This window comes from Sphingomonas sp. OV641, from assembly GCF_900109205.1.
In the GTDB taxonomy this organism is placed as follows: domain Bacteria; phylum Pseudomonadota; class Alphaproteobacteria; order Sphingomonadales; family Sphingomonadaceae; genus Sphingomonas.
Map to the genome: position 1 here is coordinate 413,891 of NZ_FNZB01000003.1, position 15,225 is coordinate 429,115.

General features: G+C 60.7%; 16 protein-coding genes, 1 tRNA gene and 1 pseudogene. 7 read left to right on the forward strand and 11 right to left on the reverse strand.

Annotation, left to right across the window (positions count from 1 at the left end; translation table 11 throughout):
• Positions 1 to 24: 24 nt before the first annotated feature.
• The 5 genes from BMX36_RS15880 to hspQ form a co-directional block, all read right to left on the reverse strand.
• Positions 25 to 606: a TetR/AcrR family transcriptional regulator gene (locus BMX36_RS15880; protein WP_093066915.1), complete on the reverse strand. Its 582-nt coding sequence runs from the start codon at positions 604 to 606 to the stop codon at positions 25 to 27.
• Between the two features lie 144 nt (positions 607 to 750).
• Positions 751 to 1,305 carry a GNAT family N-acetyltransferase gene (locus BMX36_RS15885; protein ID WP_256210843.1) on the reverse strand — a complete coding sequence of 185 codons (555 nt, stop codon included), beginning with the start codon at positions 1,303 to 1,305 and terminating at the stop codon, positions 751 to 753.
• Between the two features lie 179 nt (positions 1,306 to 1,484).
• Positions 1,485 to 1,754 (reverse strand): 50S ribosomal protein L27, encoded by a 270-nt coding sequence (gene rpmA / locus BMX36_RS15890; protein WP_066780771.1) that lies wholly within the window; start codon positions 1,752 to 1,754, stop codon positions 1,485 to 1,487.
• Between the two features lie 24 nt (positions 1,755 to 1,778).
• Complete coding sequence (gene rplU / locus BMX36_RS15895; protein WP_066780773.1) at positions 1,779 to 2,084, reverse strand: 50S ribosomal protein L21; 306 nt, start codon at positions 2,082 to 2,084, stop codon at positions 1,779 to 1,781.
• A 113-nt stretch (positions 2,085 to 2,197) separates the two neighbouring features.
• A complete protein-coding gene (gene hspQ, locus BMX36_RS15900; RefSeq protein WP_093066917.1) occupies positions 2,198 to 2,575 on the reverse strand; it encodes a heat shock protein HspQ in 378 nt (125 codons plus the stop codon).
• A gap of 121 nt (positions 2,576 to 2,696) precedes the next feature.
• Here hspQ and BMX36_RS15905 point away from each other — a divergent pair.
• A tRNA-Ser gene (locus BMX36_RS15905) sits at positions 2,697 to 2,786 on the forward strand.
• 154 nt (positions 2,787 to 2,940) lie between these two features.
• Here the strand turns inward: BMX36_RS15905 and BMX36_RS15910 are convergent.
• From BMX36_RS15910 to BMX36_RS21355, 5 genes are all read right to left on the reverse strand, one after another.
• Positions 2,941 to 4,335, reverse strand: coding sequence for a primase-helicase family protein (locus tag BMX36_RS15910; protein ID WP_093066919.1), 1,395 nt, complete (start codon positions 4,333 to 4,335; stop codon positions 2,941 to 2,943).
• An 88-nt stretch (positions 4,336 to 4,423) separates the two neighbouring features.
• Complete coding sequence (locus tag BMX36_RS15915; protein WP_143058589.1) at positions 4,424 to 5,911, reverse strand: hypothetical protein; 1,488 nt, start codon at positions 5,909 to 5,911, stop codon at positions 4,424 to 4,426.
• Between the two features lie 297 nt (positions 5,912 to 6,208).
• Complete coding sequence (locus tag BMX36_RS15920; RefSeq protein WP_093066923.1) at positions 6,209 to 7,129, reverse strand: DUF5655 domain-containing protein; 921 nt, start codon at positions 7,127 to 7,129, stop codon at positions 6,209 to 6,211.
• A complete protein-coding gene (locus BMX36_RS15925) occupies positions 7,126 to 7,782 on the reverse strand; it encodes a hypothetical protein (RefSeq protein WP_093066925.1) in 657 nt (218 codons plus the stop codon). Before BMX36_RS15925 ends, BMX36_RS15920 begins: the two co-directional genes overlap by 4 nt.
• 753 nt (positions 7,783 to 8,535) lie before the next feature.
• Entirely contained in the window at positions 8,536 to 9,153 is a 618-nt protein-coding gene (locus BMX36_RS21355) for a hypothetical protein (RefSeq protein ID WP_143058590.1), read from the reverse strand.
• A 55-nt stretch (positions 9,154 to 9,208) separates the two neighbouring features.
• Here BMX36_RS21355 and BMX36_RS15930 point away from each other — a divergent pair, with 55 nt between their 5' ends.
• The 4 genes from BMX36_RS15930 (at position 9,209) to BMX36_RS15945 (ending at position 11,914) form a co-directional block, all read left to right on the forward strand.
• The gene (locus tag BMX36_RS15930) at positions 9,209 to 9,970 is read left to right on the forward strand and encodes a DUF4145 domain-containing protein (protein ID WP_177179180.1); all 762 of its coding nucleotides are present in this window, start codon (positions 9,209 to 9,211) and stop codon (positions 9,968 to 9,970) included.
• A gap of 80 nt (positions 9,971 to 10,050) precedes the next feature.
• Positions 10,051 to 10,278, forward strand: a complete 228-nt coding sequence (locus BMX36_RS15935) for a hypothetical protein (protein ID WP_143058591.1) — start codon at positions 10,051 to 10,053, stop codon at positions 10,276 to 10,278.
• 19 nt (positions 10,279 to 10,297) lie between these two features.
• Positions 10,298 to 10,984, forward strand: coding sequence for a hypothetical protein (locus tag BMX36_RS15940; RefSeq protein WP_093066931.1), 687 nt, complete (start codon positions 10,298 to 10,300; stop codon positions 10,982 to 10,984).
• Between the two features lie 15 nt (positions 10,985 to 10,999).
• Positions 11,000 to 11,914, forward strand: a complete 915-nt coding sequence (locus tag BMX36_RS15945; RefSeq protein ID WP_093066933.1) for a hypothetical protein — start codon at positions 11,000 to 11,002, stop codon at positions 11,912 to 11,914.
• 6 nt (positions 11,915 to 11,920) lie between these two features.
• Here BMX36_RS15945 and BMX36_RS15950 read toward each other — a convergent pair whose 3' ends face one another.
• Entirely contained in the window at positions 11,921 to 12,535 is a 615-nt protein-coding gene (locus BMX36_RS15950; protein WP_093066935.1) for a cation:proton antiporter, read from the reverse strand.
• Positions 12,536 to 12,889: 354 nt separating this feature from the next.
• Between BMX36_RS15950 and BMX36_RS22195 the strand changes: the two are divergent.
• Positions 12,890 to 13,141, forward strand: a pseudogene (locus BMX36_RS22195) (hypothetical protein); the annotation flags it as partial.
• 332 nt (positions 13,142 to 13,473) lie between these two features.
• Positions 13,474 to 15,225, forward strand: coding sequence for a peroxidase family protein (locus tag BMX36_RS15960; RefSeq protein WP_093066937.1), 1,752 nt, complete (start codon positions 13,474 to 13,476; stop codon positions 15,223 to 15,225).

Genomic DNA, 15,225 nt, shown 5'->3' on the forward strand with positions numbered 1-15,225 from the left:
GACCATGCTGGCGAACGCGAAGTTTTATCGGCTGCGATCCGCCAGCAGCATATGCCGCGCGAGCTGACGCGCCGTGTCGCGTTCTAGTCCCAACGCCTTCGCCATGGGCGCGCCAAGCAGCGCATCGCCGAGTGCCATCAAGACCAATTGCAGCGTTTCTTCGTGGATCGGCTTTCCGTGTGCCGGAACGTCGCGCACGAGATCGTCCACGAGATCGTGGATTGCGTTCAGAATTGGATCGAGCGCGTTTTCGTTGCCCGTGAGGATCATCCAGCTAGCCAGCGCGCCGGCGCCGTTCTTGCCAAACGCATCAAAGGTAAGATCAACGACCTCGGCCGGATCCTCCACCTCCCGTGAGCGGATGACCGCCGCCTTGATTGTGCCGACAATCGAAGAGGCCATATGCGCGATCAACGCTTTTTGCAGCCCTTCAGCAGAGCCGAAGTGGTGGAGGAGGTTGGCGTGGGTCCGTCCGATTCGGGCACCCACCGCCTTCAGCGTCACGGCCTGCGGGCCTGCCTCCACCAGTAGTTCACGAGCCGCGGACAATGCCGCGGCACGCGACTCCTCGGGACTCAGGCGGCGGCGAACGGGCGTTGCTGACATGGGCGGCGCTCTTCAACCTTCACGGCAATTTTGCAATGCACCCGTGAAACAGACGAGCAAAAGTTCGGGATTCTGCAACGTTCCTTCCGCCGCCGCAAAGATGCCGGAGCGCCGTAGCGGCGCTCCCGGTTCAGTGCGCGTGCCTCACGCCGCCATCGCCATTCGGTCGAGCTCCGCGTCGCCCTCATCGCCTAACTCAAGCGACAATACGGCGCTGTCGACTTCCCGTCCTTGCGCCAGGGAAAAGCTGGCCTCGCGGCGGACTTCCCGAAAGCCGAGCTTCTCCAGCACGCGCCGGGACGGGAGATTGTCGAGGTGGTGCCGCGCGACAAGTTGCCGCAAGGGGAGGGCGTGCCGCGCCATCTCGACAACCGCGCGACCTGCTTCCGTGGCATACCCGCAGCCCCAGGCGTGCGGCGTCAGCCAGTAGCCCAATTCGGCGGCGCCGCCGCCCAATGCGCTCAGGCCAATGCCCCCGATCAGCGCAGGGTAAGCGTCGTGATGGCAGAGGATCAAAAAGCGCGCGTCAGCCGGTCCCCGCGGCACGGCCAGAAACGCTTCGGCGTCGGTAACGGTGTAGGGCCAAGGCATGCGCGCCAGCTTCATCGCCACGTCTTCATGGGCGATCGTCTTCGCCAGCGTTTCTGCCTCTTCCGGCCAGCCGGGCCTCAGCGTCAGTCTCTTGGTCCGCGCGAACATCTGCGCTCTCCTCCCGAACGCGCCGCTAGCCGAACCTGATGACGGTCCGGCGACAGCGCCTGGTTGAGGGAGCATGAAAAAAGGGAGCCTGGGCGGACCCGGCTCCCTTTGTTTCTGGCTGGCCTCCCTGACGGAGGCTCCGGATCGCCCTGGTGGGCAACCCGGCTGGTCACCCGATGTTACTCTGCCGCTTCGGCAATCATGTCGACCGAACAGAATTTACGGCCGAGCTTGCCCTCGTGGAACACCACGCGACCGTCGACGAGCGCAAACAGGGTATGGTCCTTGCCGATGCCGACATTACGGCCCGGGTAGAACTTGGTCCCGCGCTGACGGACGAGGATGTTGCCTGCGATCGCTTCCTGACCGCCGAACTTCTTCACGCCAAGGCGACGACCGGCCGAGTCACGACCATTGCGCGACGAGCCGCCTGCTTTCTTATGTGCCATTGTGCTTGCTCCCTACGCTTCGCGTTATGCCTGCGCGCCGATCGACACGATCTTCAGGATCGTATGATTCTGGCGGTGGCCGTTGCGGCGGCGATAATTGTGGCGGCGACGCTTCTTGAAGACGATGACCTTCTCGCCCTTTGCCTGCGCGATGATCTCGGCAGCAACGGTAAGACCGTCGGTCGGCTTCAGTTCCGAACCTTCGCCGGCCAGCAGCACGTCGCTCAGCGTAACGGAGGCGCCGGCATCGCCCTCCAGCTTCTCAACGACGATCTTGTCTCCGGCGGCAACGCGATACTGCTTGCCGCCCGTGCGCACGACTGCGAACATGGCCTGACTCTATCCAAATGCTTGTGCCCGGACCGGTCAACCGGGCCAGGAGGAACGGCGCAGCTAGTAGAATCGCTACCGCTTGTCAACGCGGCGCTGCCGCAAAGGCAGGATTAGTGCCGGTGTTCGCGCTTCAGCAGGTACCGCCCATCACTGAATCCGGTGAACAGGCCGGCGATCGCCGGATGATCGACGGGTTCCTCGCTTTCGTCATGAACCAGGTTCTGCTGGCTGACATATGCGACATAGGTCGATTCGGCATTCTCGGCGAGCAAGTGGTAGAAAGGCTGATCCTTGCGGGGTCGGATGCTCTCGGGAATCGATTGATACCATTCCTCGGTATTGGCGAAGACCGGATCGACATCGAAGACGACGCCGCGGAAATCGAGCATCCGGTGCCGCACCACGTCGCCAATTGTGAACTGCGCATGGGTAACGGCCGGCACGGCAGGCGTGCCGTCGATCAATGTATGGCTGGGTGCAGCTGGCATGTGGCCAATCTAATAGATGTTGCGCGCTGCACAAGCAGGCGCTTGCGCATCCCAAACAACCGCGTTAGAGGCGCCGCCTTCGATCGCCCGGTTCGCTCTTCTGCGGGTCGGAAGCCTCTGCGGAGAGGTGCCAGAGTGGTCGATTGGGACGGTCTCGAAAACCGTTGTGCCTTTACGGGTACCGTGGGTTCGAATCCCACCCTCTCCGCCACTTGCCTTTCAAATTGTTGGATTTTCTAGCCTTCGCTTGGCTGATGCCCACACTGATGCCCACCCCGATCGGGGGCGGGTACGAACTCGGACGGCAAGCAATTCTTTGTAACCTAGCGCCTCAACCAAAGATCGGCCGAGGCGCTCGGTTCTTTTCAGTGGAGGCCCTGGCTGGGGCGGCCCCGCGCGACGCGCGAATGAAGAAGGTGTACTTCGCCCAGCGTGCCGGTAAGGTCGTCGACCTCCTGTCCGAACTTGATCCCAAAGTTGGCAGTTGCATGCGCGCGGGCATCTGACAGCTTGGGGATGAAAAGCGTGCGTCGCGTGTTGATGCCGCCAGCCTCGTTGACGCGCAGCTCAGTTGCGCCAAGCCAACGCTCGCACTCGCGAGCAACTGTCTCAACTGAAACCTTAGGAGCATGTCCGTACGGGCCCGATTTGAGCTGCTCCATGATGGCGGACTTAATCTCGATCGCCTTGAACGCAGTAGATGCGCCCGTCCCGAGCACCAATTGAGGCTCGCCCACATCCTGTTCGTAGAAGCCGTCAGTCAGCCACATCCGCATGAACTCCTGAATAGGCGTTAGTGTCTCGATCTGTTGCGCGAGCAGATGAGCCGTTTTCGGAGGGCTGCGCAGGCTGTTCCATCCGTTAGCGGGGACGTGCGTCATCAGGTCATGGAGCATGGCCTCGTAGCCACCATTCTCCAGCTCAGTAATGAGCGCATCGAAGAACACATGATCACCGCGGTTCCGGTCGCCGCAACGAAGAACGGAGAAGCGCCTCTCGGTTCCAATGCTTGCACGAACGACATGGTCGTCATTCGAAATAAACATTAGACGAAGATTGTTGTTTTCCTCAACCGTCTCACGACCCTTACCTTCAATGTGGATCTTGGATCCCGTGATCATATCCTTAATAATGCCATCTGCGCCCGCGGCGGCAGCGATCGCTGCTTCCTCTGCGACAACGAGAAGCTTAGATTTTAAGTGGGCATTGAAGTTTCCGAAGATTGCTCGCAGCTGAGAAACAGTGATGGCGTAACGTCCTAGCAGCTTGCTGATTGCGTCCGCGAAAACACTCTTCCCCGTACCCTTCTCGCCAAGGAGGACGAGTGCTGATCCGGTCTTTTTGCTCGGACGTTGAACGATCTCCGCAAGCCATGTCAGAAGATGCTCGTAAATGCCGCTATCGCCCTCGCAAAGGTTAACGAGGATGTGCTCCTGGAGCAGCTGCCAGCTCCCGCATTTGGCGTGAAAAGGAAGGCCGACGAATGTGTTGAAATGATTAGCGAGACCACCATTTCCCGGGTAGAACCCTAGTCCAGAGTACTCGCGGCGGTTTTCCCATTTAAGCCACGCGGCTGCCACGTTGACTAGTTTAAGTTTGCCTTTTGCATCACGTACAAAAACATTATTGTTATCCTCTAAAGTCTTAAAAGCGTGAATGGGAAGGTCGCTGATGATGCCTTTTTTGGCGTCCTCAAGAACGAGCACCGTCACGGACTTCCCGTCCCGCAGAACGGCGTACTCTCGATTCATGGCGCTCATAGCCGCCTCAAGGTCTCCCTCCTCCGAAGAGGCACTCTTGGCGCGGTCTAGCGTGCGGTCATCCTCCGCATTGATTCCGTCCTCTTCCTCAAGCTCGAGCAGGAAGTTTTTGTTGGGTAGGTCCCGCCTCAGAGATAATTTCGTTTTCCAAGAGCTCCTTGAGGAAGTCGAGACGATCGCGGCCGTTACAGGCCGCGTGCTGGCAGTTGAAGGTGAACCCGCCCTCGAACCCGTCGGCATAGTTGTCCCCGGCGTTGACCACGAACGTACCACTGCCGCCGAGCGTCGTATGTTCTGCCTCGAATGGACATTCGACTTGGACGCCCGGCTTGCCGGATGGGCGAGGCTCACGGATAAAATCGCCGCCAACTAACGTATCCAGCATGGTCTGAATCTCGAAGTGCTTGGCGAACTTCGCGGACCACCGGCGCAGGTTGAAACCGTCATCCGTGATATAGCGATCGGGATCGTCATCATAGTCGTTGGCGCCCGCGGCAATAGCCGCTGCCGTAAAGGCGTTTTGAGGGCCCCTTGCCGCGCCGGACCGGCGGTTACGGCTGATCTTGACGCGGGAGAACTTGTCGAGGTCGAGGGTATTGCCCGCGATCCGCCACGAGCCGAAGTTGCTGTTACTGTTTTTGTGTCGAGGCAAGTAGAACAGACGTGCCGGGTCAACGCATTTCTCGTCGAAGAAGAAGCCCATGTCAGTACAAAAGCCGGCGTATCGCTCCTTCCATTCGTTGATGGCGTCCTGCTGGCTACCACCCCGCTTGGCGAAAATGAACGGTTCGCTGAGCGAGAACACCGCACGGAATTTCGGTATAGGCTCGTGGCGAACAAGGATGACAACGCCCTCGGCGGTGTGCTTGGCGTCGTCCAGCACCTCCAACTTCTTGACGATGTGCGGGAGTACGCCCTTCCGCTCGATCAAGTACCGTTTGAGTAGTTCAAGATCGGCGACGTTGGCGTCCATCTTCTTCATAAAGTGGTCGCGCTTGATCTCCGACGTGTCCTTAAGGTGGCTGTGCGTAGTGTAGATCACCGCTTCCAGCCCATGCTTCTGGATGGTGGCCATCACGTCGTTGAGTGGCGCGCCGGAATCCAGATCGACACCGAGGATGTGATTTGCAATCTGCGCGGAGGATTTGCGGGCCCCATCCGCTGACTCACCTTGCAGGAAGCACGTACCGTTCTTCTCGCCGACCTTATGATCGAGCAGGATGGCGGAGAACTGAGCGAAGGTGGAGGTGATGGGCTTCCACTTGCCTTGTCCTTCCTGACGACTGCGGCCGGTCATCAGGACGACATTAGGGATCGAGCCCGGCGTCACGATGTTCAACTGCGCGGGAGTGTACCACGTCAGGTCGTCTAGCGAGTCCGCCTCCCGTCCCTTGTCGAGGAAGGCGCTGAGCGGGCACAGGTGGAAGCCGGCGGGCTGCTTCAGCAGCGGATCGCCGTCGATCATGAAGATCATCCCGCCTTCCAGCTTGAGGGACGGTTGGGGTTCGACCACGTCGGGGCTGCCAGCGACATAGAGTCCCACGCCCTCGCCGAGGTCGGTTACGAGATCGATCATAGGATCGTCGGCGCGGGACGCCCACCTAGCTACTTCAGTGAGGTCGTCGCTGGTAAAAGTCTCGCCGTGCGAGTCCCTGACGGTTAAGGGTACGTCCCTCAGCCCATGAGGGAATACCCTCATGGGTCCCCTACCCCCCCTAAGGAAATTTCTGCCGGGATGGCCTCGCTCCATAATTTTGCACGCGCTAAGCTTCGATGTCGGATTCTAGCTGATCGAGGGTCGTGCCCACCCGAAGGTATTTGGTTCGTTTGCGGCGTGCAGGTACTAGTCTCGATGGCTGGCTGAACGAGGGCGCTAACCCTGCTGATAGGCGGCATCGAGAAAAGGCTTAGCCTTCTCGATGTCAGCTCCTGACTGGATCGTGAGCTCGAGGTCACCCGTCCCGAAATGGCCGATGCCTCGAACATCGCGAGAGAAGCCCGGCTCTAGCGCCACGGCGTCCGGGTTGACGCGGAGATAGACAAGCAGCTTGCCGAGTTGATTGCGAACCTCGACGCAAGCAATGTTTTTTATCCGCCGGAAGGCGACGTACTGGTCCGTCGTCTTGATCTGCACGTCGTCGCCGAGCGCTACGAGGTAGGCCGAAACCGCATGGTACAGGTCCAGCACAGCAGGAGGAGCTTCTGCGATCTGCTGGGTGATGGTCTTGTACTTCTTGCCCTGCGCCGGCGCCGTTGGCGCAGCAGACGTGGCGATCGCCGGGGTGGCGACCTTGGCACTGGTCGCCGCGAGCTGCTCCAGCAGCAGCAGGTCGTCCGCGTAGCGCCGATAGCGCACCAGCGCGATAGTACGGTTCATCTGCTTAACCGCATGCTCGTCATATTTGCCGAAATCGCCGGCTACGCAGATCAGCCGCGAGCCCGACCAGTCAACCTTGTCCGCGACTTCTTTGCCAAGGCGCTCCATCACCAGCCACTCGAAATCCTTGCGATGGCCCATCAGCCAGTCGAGGTAGAACAGCCCCTGGTTGATGACGTTCTCGTTGGACGAGCGCTTATACTCGATCACGACGGGCGCATTGTTCTCGTCGATGCCGAGCGTGTCCATCCGACCGCCCTCGTTGGTGACGAACTCCGACGCGAGGAAGCGCACGCCGAGCAGCGCTTCGAGATTGGCCTCAAACAGCGTCTGGAGCGACTTCTCTAGAGCCATCGCGCCGCCCGGCAGCTCGGCGACGCCGGATGGCTTGGTGCGGAACAGCTTGAGGTCGCTCATGCGGCGTAGCGCCCGTCATTGAGGCGGCGGGCCATGCCGAGGCCGGCGAGCGCATCGAGCACCGGCCGGACGGTGGCGGCGCGCTTGCCCTTGAAGCTGCGGGCGATGTCCGCTGCGCCCAGCGGCGCGGGCGCGGCGGCGAGGATCGACTGCACCGCGCCGACCTGCTCGGGCAGGGTCGCCGGCCAGGGAACGACGTTGCTGACCGGCGCCGCCGCCGCCTCGCCGAGGTCGAGCGTGGCCGCGACCGGCGCGCGATAGCCGGGGTCCTGGAACTCGGGGCGCAGATAGCGCACCAGCCCGCGCGCCTCCTCCGCCGCCCGCTCCTTGTTGAGCGCGACGAGGCGGGTGAGGATCGTCTCCTCGTCCAGCGTGCCGGCGCGATGCTCGTCGCCCCAGCCATAGGCGTCCGCCACGCCCTCGTCGATCGCGTCGTGATGCTGGCGGATCAGCGTGACGAGCCCGCGATCGTGGATGTCGCGCTCGGCGGCCGTGAGCGCGCGGCTCCTCCCGTCATCGGCGCGCAACGCTTCGAGGACGTTGTAGAGCTTGGTGAGCGTCAGGTCGGCATGCTCGGCGAGCACGCGCTTGCGGAGCGCGTCGAGGGCTTCGGCTTCAGATGCAACCTGATTTCGCTGCGCTTCGCTGATCACGTTAGGAAACGGGTAGGCGTCGAAACACCGCGACTTGTTATACCTTGGATGATTACCAATCCCGCGCCTTGTACCCGCTCTAAGTGACCAAAGATTATGGTATCGGGAGGACAGAACGGCGAGAACGTAAGCGTCGGATGATGCAACCACGACGACGCTACTATCGCCGCCAGTACCCCGATCAAGAAAGGTGAAAAGTCTGTGCTTAGAGGTGATTGGCGTGGCGATTGTACGAGGCAGCCCTCGCAGAGCTGGCCTGAACGGCCCCAGGGCCTCGCCGAATATCCACCAGTTCCTTCTCCGGATAGGACGCGGATTTAGGTCACGTTCTGGCTTAACATTTACGAGCAGATGTTGAAATGCCGCCTTGAAGCGGGTAGACGATTGAGGAAGCGGCTTGCTAGCACAGCTTCCTTACGCATCGGCAGCGCGGGATGGCCCTGAGGTCCACTTGATCGTACGGCTTGGTGGCGCGTCGCTGGTGCTTGTTTTCGGGTGTTTCATCGACGGGTTCGTCTTGCTTTTCCGTACGCGATGAGAGTTGCGCGAGATCGAAAGCACAACGTCCGCTTTCCTCCCAAATGCTGCCACTTACGATCGCGTCGATGGCTCCCAAATGCGGACTGGCAGCTAACGCCCATCAGCGGACGTTCGGGGCTAACCTTAAGCTGTCCGATTGCGGCCGCTCATGGCCCCCGCGCATGCCATCGATCAGGTCGCTCTCGTGGGTGGAGCGGACGATACTTGCACGTTTCAATCGGGTCTTGCATCGGGATAAAATCGATCTTTGTTGAGCCTTTTGCCCAAGTGAAGTTCCTTCAGGGTGTAAGCGGGAAGTGGTGGTATTCGCATCTTAATGTGGCCAACATACAGGTAATGTCGAGCCGCATCGTTGAGAGCACCCCAAGCGGCATACATTTGATGGTTATTCCAGTTTATGTCATCAACCAGCTTGACCGGGTTGTCGCTCTTCAGCTTGTGCCTTATACGGTGAACCTGATTGATAATCGCTTCCGCATGTTCGTTCATTTTCGCTGCAGGCAAGACAACATCATCACCGAATAGCCAAGCGATTTCGTGTATCCGGGCGGAACGCGCTCGACTACGGGAATGTTCTGCTCGAACGTTTATTGATGGGTGAGCGCTATCATCCTCGTCCAGCTTTTCTCGGACTGATTCATCTAGCTCGTGCGTGAAGTCATGCAGTGCTCTGAACCGCTTATCGTGTAAGTCGGAGAATAGCTTGCGTTCTGCCGTACGGGCTTGCCGTAACTGGAACCAGATCGTGAACGCGCCGACTACCAGCACGACAAGCGCTTGGATCAAGGGGCCGAGGATCGGCTTGATCTCCGCCCATAACGCGGTAATCATCCTTGCCCCTCTTTCGCTCATGCAGGTATCTAGAAAGAACTATGGGGGAGGTCGCATGTTCAGCAAGTTCGAGCGTATCACCGATCTAGACGAGCGAAAGCTACTTCAGTGCAACGACTGTAAGCGGGAAACCATCCACACGCTGGAGGCGCGTTGTCGCGGGGTGTGGGATTTCAAACACCCCATGGGTGACGTGGATGGCGGAACGGAGTTTTCGCTATTCAGGTGCGGGGCGTGTGACGCGGTCTGCTTGGAAACAGATAGCTGGAATAGCGAGAGCTTCGATCACGACGACGAAGGAAATATGTATGCGGTGCATGAGGTCGCGCAGTTCCCTCCGCCTTCATCAGCGGACTTCTCGTTTGACACTTCCCACGTTCCACCGCCGCTCACCGAACTGATCGACGAAATGATGTATAGTATGGCTGGCGGCAAGCTAAACCTGTCAACCATCGGATTGAGGTTGGTCATTGAGTTCATCGTCAACCACACGAGGTGCAGTGGGCGAAATCTCTATGAGAAGATAGAAGATCTTTGCGTTCGGAATAGCGTTGATGCCGATCAGAAGGCGCTGCTGCATACAATTCGAGATAAGGGTAATGCGGGCGCGCACCAGGGCGTACCAATGACCAAGCAAGAGATGGTTGCTGGAATGAGCATCGTCGCTTTGCTACTTGAGAAAATTTACAACGGGCCGGCGAGGCAAGCCGACGCAATCAAGAAGGCGCAGCAGGCTTTCCAGAAGGAAACGCCAAGGCAAAGGCTGTTTGGACACCATGACAAGAAATCCGAGAGGCTGGATGGTTTGGCGGAGTAGCAATAGTCCTGCTGCCCCCGTCGCGAGCGGGCATACGCGCCCCAACCGTCGACCGCGTCTTCCATCCCGAGATGGAGGGCGTGCTGCTCGACGGCTCGAAGCGCGTGATACCGCGGCTGAGGGGATTAAGCGGGGCGTCCCTGTGGGCATATGTCGAGCCGGCGGGGATCTGGTCGCCACAGACCGCTCTGAAGGTCGTCGCCGTCCAGAACAGTGCGAAGGACGGTGAGTGGATCCGCTGTGCCGATTGGAAAGTGGTGCGCGAAATATTCAATCAGCCGAGCCTTGGATTGATCGGTCCACCGTGAGGTTTTAGAGAGATGGATCTTGGAGCAATTCAACGAAAGTGCGCTATTCGAGCTATACGATGCCGTATCGGCGGAGGGCGGCGTCAGTCTGATCGAGTTGCGTAGAATGCTGGACGATTTCAGCAATCGACCGCGTTCTTCGGATGATGTCCAGGCATATCGCGAGGGCCGCAAGCCGTGGAAAAAGCTGCACGACGAGATCGTGCCCGTCGAGCGCTTCCTTTCGGTCGCCTGTTCCGACCAGACGATCGTGCGTTTCCCTTTGAACGACCAGCCTCCTGACGCCTGGGTGACCGTCGGTGGCGGACCTGCAGTCGGGATTGAGGTGACCGGAGCGCTGGCTCGTTCATCCGTCGAAATCGCCAAGGGGCTGGCGGACGGAGGGGCCGCGCCCGGGTTCATCGGCCTGCAGGACGACGCGAAGCAGAGCGCCTTTGACGCGGCGCGTTCACGCAAGCGGATCACGCATTCCCGCAAGGGCATCGAGGACAGCATCGACCGATCCATAACCGATCGGCTAGAGGCGAAGGACAAGGAGAAGTTCTCTGGTCAGATCTTGCTGATCACGGCGCCGATCGGGTCGTCGCCGGGGCGCGATCTCTCCGAGATGGCGGCCAGGTTCAAGGAGAGGGCGGCCTTGCTTCCGTTCGCGCAGGTGTTCGTAATCGATGGCGGGATTGGAAAGTCGTTGGTGCAGGTCAAGTAGCTGGAGGTGTCTCGAGTGGCGACGGTGCCAGAATGGAGGAGCTTCGCGACGTCGGCGGTTCCGGGGGTCGACGACTGCTGGGAGGAGTTCACTGGGGTCTGGCACTACACGCACATGATGCCTGCGCTCCGCATCGCGGAAGACCGTCAGATCTCCGGACGGCTCATCTACGACGGCAAGCTGCTCGCTACCCGCACCGAGGTGGCCTACCTCTCACCCAAGCAATGGGGCGGCGGCAGCATCTACGGCAGCTTCTGCTTCGAGGCGTCGTGGCCGGAGATCCATGGACCCCGCAAGCTCTATTGGGTCGAGGAGAACCGGTCTTACCAGAACCCGATCGCCCGCTTCTTGCTGTCGTGGAATGACGTGACGCGCCTGCCGGTGACGCCCTACGATCCGACGACCGATGACGGGCCGCTGCGGCTTGTCGGTGACAAGTGGTATTGGCTGAAAACCAGCGTGCCGGAGATCGTCATCGATGACCCGGTCCCGTTCAGCGCCCTGAGGCGGCTCACATTCGAGTCCCACCGGCAGGGATACTGCCACCACACAAAGAGCCGTTCATGTTCGGAAATGGATGCCGCGAAGCGGATGGACGTCCAGACGTCCTTCGTCGCGCGCCTCGTCGGGGGTGGTGCGATCGGGCTGCAGGATCTGATGGTCGACGGCGACGACTTCGCCTGGGGCGTCAGAAGCGGGTTCACTAACCTTTGGCTACGGCTGTTTAAAGGCCACAGCTGGGATGGTCCGATTGCGGATGACGTGGGAGCGGCAGACTTGATCGCCGGCGCATGCCTAACCTACCATGCCGGTGACGTGGGTCGGGCGAAGCGCCTCATGGCGCTGATCGACACTGAGGAGCGTGCAGAGCGCATATTCCGTGACATGATCAGAGAGCAGTTCGACTTTCCCACCTTCGATTGGGACTAAAGCCGCTCAGTTCAGTTCGCTGCAAAGTGCCGCGACGGCGGCATCGACGGGTGCCGCCAAGTTCTGCGCCAGTTCCTCTATCTTCTCGCGGGCGATCGCTAGCACCGCGCCGGTCACATGGTTGCCGCGCACGATGTTCTCCTCGTTGGTGATCCGCGGACGGACCACCGTGTAGACGGCCTCGATTTCGGCAAGGGCGTTCCACAGGTTGTAGCTTCGGACGCGGTATCCTTGACGGGCGTGAGAGAGCGTGTCGAGGCCGGTGCGCACGGCCTCGTAGTGCACCTGTGTCTCGTGAATGCGCCGTTCGAGATCCCATTCGGCATCCAGCGGTTCTGAGGCGGCGGGCAGGGCGGTCTGCAACATCGACAGCGCCTCACGGATCAGTCGCTGCTCCTCTCGGCGCTCTGCGTCCCGCTTCCTCTGCTCCAACCATAGCGTGGCTGTCACAGTCAGAAACACGCCGACTATCGCAGCTACTGCCTGCAGCCAGTCTCCAGCGGATATGCCGACCAGACCGGCCCACAGGGCAGGCCGGGACAAAACAATCGCCGCCAGCACACCGCCGATCAATCCTGCCGCCACGCAGGCCGCAACTTGGAACCAGTTGATTTTCTTCATCACACATTATTTCGCGCGTCGGGCGCGGCTACAAGGCCGGTCGTCGCGGATCTGTCTAGCGGCGCAAAAGTCCCGCTTTGCTGCCCGCCACGTAGCAAGCCCTCCGCCGATGTATTTTGGATCGGCAGCCTATTTATGTCCGCTTCAGCTGCCTGCCGTATGGAAACCAGTCGGTCGGCTGACGGCCCATCGCCCGCCGGACAGCTACTGGCCGAGCTAGCCGGTCGGCAATGCGCCCTAATCTCGGCCGTTCAGCTTGGGCCTGCGCGTACCTAAAAGCTGCCGTTCATATTCTTGCTGGAGCGGCGGCTCGAACAGCCGACTCGGGCGCAAAGCCGACCAACTGGTTCGGCGACGGGGGTCGGTCTGACGCGAAGTAAATATGGGACGCACTCGCTCCGCCGTACGAAGGCATCGATCATCTGTAGGGCAACTGGTAACCTGCGTGCCTTCCAGATCCTGCTCGGCCATAGCAAGATCGAGAATACGGTCCGCTATCTCGGGATCGATGTGGAAGACGCACTTGCCCTTGCCGAGAACACTGAGATTGGACCTGTTGGCTCCTCGCGCCGGCGAGGGGCCGACCTCACGGCGCACGGGACTTAGCTGCCGTTCTTAAAATTGGTAGCAAACGTCAACTTTGATATAGCCAGACATTCAGGGCATTTGCTCAGCGACGCACATGCGAGTGAGATCTGGTCCATTGTCGAATAGTCGCCAACGCAATCGGATAGGACAGCTCCAAGCCAGTCGATAATCAAGCAAGATGGCGTATTGACGTCAGTTCGGATCGATTCGGCAACGCGCCATGAAAGTTTGACTCGACATCCCAAGCGCAATGGATGATCCTACCAAAATGAGTCGCCTGTTTGGGATTGGGCGAAGTCTTTAGCGTTATGGCGTTTGCGGCCTGCGACCCTTAAAAGGGGAGACGATCGATGCTGTTCACGCTCGGACATGGTCAACACGTGTTGATTGACACCGGCGCTGCGCCGCCGGGCGCCACCGGGACCGCCCCGAACGATGTCGTACCGCTGGATTCCGTGCTTGAGGCCGAGATCGGCGATACCCGATCCCGCCTAGTCCCGGCGGCGGTCGGGGGCGGCTCGTTCGCCTTCTACTTTGCTGACGCCCCGGCGTTGCCCGAGGACCCCACGCTCCCGGATCGGCTCGACGATGTTGCGGAAGCAATGGTCGAGGCTGCGAGTGATCCTGAGGCGCAGAATTCGACAATCCCGCCGATCTTCACCTATTTCGGGCAATTCGTGGACCACGACATCACCGCGAACACTGACCGCGAGAGCGTGCTATCCCAGATTGACGGCGTGATCATCCCAGTGGACCGGTCCGACGTTGTCGCGGGACTGTTCAACCTGCGCGACGGATCTCTCCAGCTCGACAGCATCTACGGCGACACCGTGGGACAGGGCCCGTTCGCTACGAAGCTTGCTGGCCTGATGCGGCATCCGACGAGCAAGGCGAAGATGCGACTGGCAATACCCGTCGACACGCCCGGCCAAGTGCCGCCCTTTCCGAAGGGACCGGACGATAATGCGGCCGACCTGCTGCGTCTCGGCTTCCTGATAGGCCGGGGCGATGTCAAGCAGGCGGACCTCGACGCCCTTCCGGCCGATCTGAGGGAGACGTTCGTAAACCCGGATGGAACGCCCAATTTGGAACGGGCGATCATCGGCGACGCGCGCAACGACGAGAACCTGCTCGTCGCCCAGCTACACATGTCGATGCTGCGGTTTCACAACAAACTTGTCGACGCCACCGGCAGCTTCGATGGCGCCCGCCGCCTGATGCGGTGGCATTACCAGTGGCTGCTCGTGAACCAATATCTGCGGACGATCTGCGACACGGCAGTGGTCGACGACGTGGTGGCCCGCGAGGCGCCGCTCTACGGCGAATTCTTCGCTGCCCACGGGACTGCAGGCTCCGCCCAGATGCCGCTCCCGCTCGAGTTCTCGGTCGCTGCATTCCGCTTCGGCCATTCGATGATTCGCAGCGCCTACGACCACAACCGTTTCTTCGGCGAGGCCGTTCCAGGCGACCAGAACCTCCTGCCCGAGGCGTCATTCGAACTGCTTTTCGCCTTCACGGGCAATGGCAAGATGAACAATCAAGCTCCCAGGCTTCCGCGCAACTGGGTGATCGAATGGGACCGATTCGTACGGACCGATCCGACCAAGCCGATGCACGCGGCGCGCAGGATCGACACCCACCTCGCACCGCCGCTCGCCGACATGAATAACGAGCCGACTGGCGTCTTCAAGCACCTCGCCAAGCGCAACCTCAGGCGCGGCTACAGACTCTCCATCCCGACGGCGCAGGCCTGTATCGCGTCGCTCGCGGCCGGCACGCACCCAGGCCTGACGCCGCTCAGCCGGACCGAACTCACGTCCGGCGATGCAGGCGCGGCGCTCGACGCGGCCGGCCTCGCCGACGCCACGCCGCTGTGGTTCTACGTGCTCAAGGAGGCCGAAGTCCGCGCGAACGGCCAGCATCTCGGTCCACTCGGCAGCGTCCTGGTGGCAGAGACGCTCGTCGGCCTCGTGGCGAACGATCCGACGTCCTTCTGGAGGGGCGGTGCCGGTGGTAGCCGCTGGTCGCCCGACGCCGCTGGCCTCGCCGGTGGGCCCATCGACTCGCTAGAGGCCATGCTGCGCTTCGCGGGCATGCTCTAG